The organism is Fulvivirga sp. (assembly GCF_040220315.1).
In the GTDB taxonomy this organism is placed as follows: Bacteria; Bacteroidota; Bacteroidia; order Cytophagales; family Cyclobacteriaceae; genus Fulvivirga.
In genome coordinates this window covers 1-3,538 of record NZ_JAVJUY010000096.1, presented here as the reverse complement: position 1 = coordinate 3,538, position 3,538 = coordinate 1, and the positions used below count along the sequence as shown (strand labels likewise).

Sequence of the window (3,538 nt, the reverse complement as noted above, 5' to 3'; positions counted from 1 at the left end):
GATGAATTTGCAAAAGCATTCTACTTAGAACGGAAAACAAGCCTTGAAACTTACTTTTCTAATCAAGATACAGCGGTGTCTAACCTCATTAAATCGATGGAACTCGATGAGAAAAACCACGAACGGCTAAGACAGATTATTGCAGGAGTATTACGGGATAACATGTACTCGATTTTGCTTGGACTAGATGGTTCTGCTCAAATTGGAGGACATCAAGAACTGTACAAGTTAACAGACGAACAAGGTAACGAACTAACTGGTGGAGAGATAGAGGCATCCGCGTGGGAATACTTTCACAATGAGAGTTACGATCAACATAATTCAAAGGCAGACTTCATTGCCGAACTAACCTTTCTGTCAAGTGAAGATGGAGGACGGAAAACGTCTGCTCGTTCAGGTTATAGACCTCAAGTGAAATTTGAATTTGATGACATGCAAACTTCAGGTGAACAAACTTACATCGACCGTGATTGGGTATTTCCTGGGGATTCTGTAACTGCATCGATTAGAATCATTGCCGTGGAACACTTCCAAAACAAACTAACTGATGGCTTAACTTTTGAATTTCGAGAAGCATCAACTGTTATTGGAACGGGAAAGATCCTGCACATTCTGAATCCGAAATTAAAGCGGTAGGTAATATTGTGTATGGACGCATGTACAAATTGAGGTTTTTGCCACCTCATTGCCAACCCAGAAAAAACCAAAAAACTAAAATTCCTTTTCCAAAAATTCAATTATCGGCAGCTTTGATGTCAAAATATAGTTTTAAATATTTGGATTAAAACGCTTAGAAATCGTACTCCAAAGGATATGGCGACTTGCCATGTTCGTTAGCATTTCTTACCACAACTTTTTAGCAGAGCAATATTGTTATTATATTACAGTAATATTGCTACCATATGAAAACACACTCACAAACCGCAAAATTCGATACAAAAAAAAGCATCAGGCGGGCAAGAGCGACAAGAAAGAAAAGGTCTGGTTGGGTTATTAGCGTTCCAAATGGAGAATATGCCTGGTCTAATAAGATTGAAAGAGTAGGTATTATAAGAAGAGGACTTCCCTATGAATCCATTGAAGTAATTAGCAAAAGAACTAACCTTCCAGTAAGAGAGGTTCTAACCATTTTTGGAGTACCTCAAACTACATACAACAAAAAGAAAAGGGAAAAAGAATTATTAAGTGGCAGAGATAGTGAGGTTGTGCTATTATTGGTAGAACTGCTTGATTTTGGGTCGGAAGTCTTTAATAATGAATCGGAAAAGTTTCAAAGATGGCTTAAAAAGCCAAATGTATCTTTAGGTGGAGTAAAACCAGAAAGTTTATTCGATTCAGTGACAGGCATTCAAGAGGTGAAAAACGCACTCAATAGACTTGAATATGGCAACATGGCATAATGAGAGTCTACAGAGTTGAAAGAAAAAAACATCTGAAGAACGCCTTGAAAGGAACTGGAGCAGCTTTATCAGAAGGATATAGGTGGAATAGTCTAAACACTTATCTGGTTTATACAGCGGAATCTCGTGCTTTAGCGACTTTGGAGGTTTCAGTACATCTGGACTTAAGTGAGGATTTACCAACGGATAGGTTTTATGTTGAAATCGATATTCCGGATGACATCCGAATCCTTGAAATAGATCCGGATGACCTGCCGGAAAACTGGGATTCGAGACCCCCAATTTTAGAAACTCAATTTATTGGGGATGATTTTGTAAAGGAAGGAGGAGCAGCTGTATTAAAAGTGCCAAGTTGCATTGTAAGCCAGGAATACAATTATTTAATTAACCCTAACCACCCAGACTCTTCTCGGGTCAAAGTGATTTCTGAAACAGCTATGAATTTCGACCCTCGAATAAAACAAAATGCTAATAAATGATCAGCTCAGTAAGCTTAATCCAGGTATTACCAGCAATTTCCAGGCTGAACAATTCTGACGGTTCAAACAGCCCGAGTATCACCCGTTGCATATCACAACAGATTTAGCTAGTTTAGTTTGGGTTTTTTATACAGGACCTCACCAATTATCGGTTTGTCGAGCATCAGGTCTTTAGACAGGGAGACATTAAAAGATGGAATTAACCAAAGAGCAACATGACATCATCAACTCAAGTGGTAACATCAAGATCAATGCTGTTGCCGGGTCAGGAAAAACCACAACCGTCATTGAGTACGCAAGGGCCCGGCCAAATTCAAGTAAAATACTCTATCTCGCATTTAATAAATCTGTAAAGCTTGAAGCAACTAAAAAGTTTGCTGAAAAAGGGCTAAACAATGTAAAAGTGGAGACGGCCCATTCTCTTGCTTACAGACACATCGTATTCAAGAACCATTACAAAGTAAGGCCGCAGGGCTACAAAACACATGAGATTGCTGAGTTGCTGGGTTTGGAAGGAAACGGTGAGAAACACGCTGAATACATTGTGGCCAATCACATCAACAAATTTATCGCTTACTTCTGCAATAGCGAAAAGGCAAGAGTGCAGGATTTAAATTATTTAGATATCATTTCGGACCCAAAGGCAAAAGCTTTTGTTTCCAGTTTTTACGAATACATTGAAAAGCAAACAAGGTTGCTTTTGAGTAAGATGGACAGAGGAGATATAGAAATTACACATGATTTCTATCTGAAGAAATTCCAACTCTCAAACCCAAAGCTTAACTACGACTACATTCTTTTTGATGAAGGGCAAGATGCCTCAGCGGCCATGTTAGCTGTTTTTTTTAAGCAGGATGCTACCAAGGTTATTGTAGGGGATACACACCAACAGATTTATGGCTGGCGTTTTGCAATCAACTCGCTTGAAAAAGCCGATTTTGCAAACTTTAATCTTTCTACAAGCTTTAGATTCAGCCAGGAGATAGCCAATCTAGCGATGGAAGTTTTGAAATGGAAGAAGCTAATTGACATAGAAGAACCATTTCGGATCAAGGGTATAGGAGGAGTAGGGGAAATTAAATCCAGAGCAGTTGTGGCCCGAACAAATTTAGGACTATTACTGAAGGCCATAGAATATGTGACGGAAAAGAAACAGGTAAAGAAAATCTATTTTGAAGGTAACATCAGTTCATACACTTATGCAGACGAAGGTGCTTCACTCTATGATGTCTTGAACCTTTACAATAACAAGCGAAGATTAATACGAGACGCACTAATCAGGGAGATGAAGGACATTGAAGAGCTTGAAGAGTACATTGAAAAGACAGAAGATGTACAACTTGGTATGATGGTGGAAATTGTGAGAGAATACGGGAACAAAATCCCAGGCATTATCAAAGCAATTAAAGAGAAACACATTGACAATGATGATAAGGAAAACGCTGAAATGATTTTCTCAACTGTTCACCGCAGCAAGGGAATGGAATATGATACTATTCAAATTGTGAACGACTTTATTTCTGAAGAAAAACTGGAAAAACTGCTAAAAGAAATCAAAAAAGATGACCTGAATTATGGAAAACTCAATGAAGAAATAAATCTTCTGTATGTAGCGATCACCAGGGCCAGGAGTAGTGTTCATATTCCCGAAACTTTATT

4 protein-coding genes are annotated in these 3,538 nt (G+C 38.5%); all 4 read left to right on the top strand.

Annotation, left to right across the window (positions count from 1 at the left end; all coding sequences use genetic code 11):
- The first annotated feature begins 75 nt into the window (after positions 1-75).
- The gene (locus RLO81_RS04315; RefSeq protein ID WP_350107745.1) at positions 76-636 is read left to right on the top strand and encodes an EF-Tu C-terminal domain-related protein; all 561 of its coding nucleotides are present in this window, start codon (positions 76-78) and stop codon (positions 634-636) included.
- A gap of 266 nt (positions 637-902) precedes the next feature.
- The gene (locus RLO81_RS04310) at positions 903-1,400 is read left to right on the top strand and encodes an Xre family toxin-antitoxin system antitoxin (protein WP_350107742.1); all 498 of its coding nucleotides are present in this window, start codon (positions 903-905) and stop codon (positions 1,398-1,400) included.
- Positions 1,400-1,879: an RES family NAD+ phosphorylase gene (locus RLO81_RS04305; RefSeq protein ID WP_350107739.1), complete on the top strand. Its 480-nt coding sequence runs from the start codon at positions 1,400-1,402 to the stop codon at positions 1,877-1,879. The genes RLO81_RS04310 and RLO81_RS04305 overlap by 1 nt, the downstream gene beginning before the upstream one ends.
- A 193-nt stretch (positions 1,880-2,072) precedes the next feature.
- A partial coding sequence (locus tag RLO81_RS04300; protein WP_350107736.1) for a UvrD-helicase domain-containing protein occupies positions 2,073-3,538 on the top strand: 1,466 nt, incomplete at its 3' end.

Coding starts and splice junctions, on each gene's coding strand:
- RLO81_RS04310 (WP_350107742.1), top strand. CDS start 903: ATGAAAACACACTCACAAACCGCAAAATTCGATACAAAAAAAAGCATC.
- RLO81_RS04305 (WP_350107739.1), top strand. CDS start 1,400: ATGAGAGTCTACAGAGTTGAAAGAAAAAAACATCTGAAGAACGCCTTG.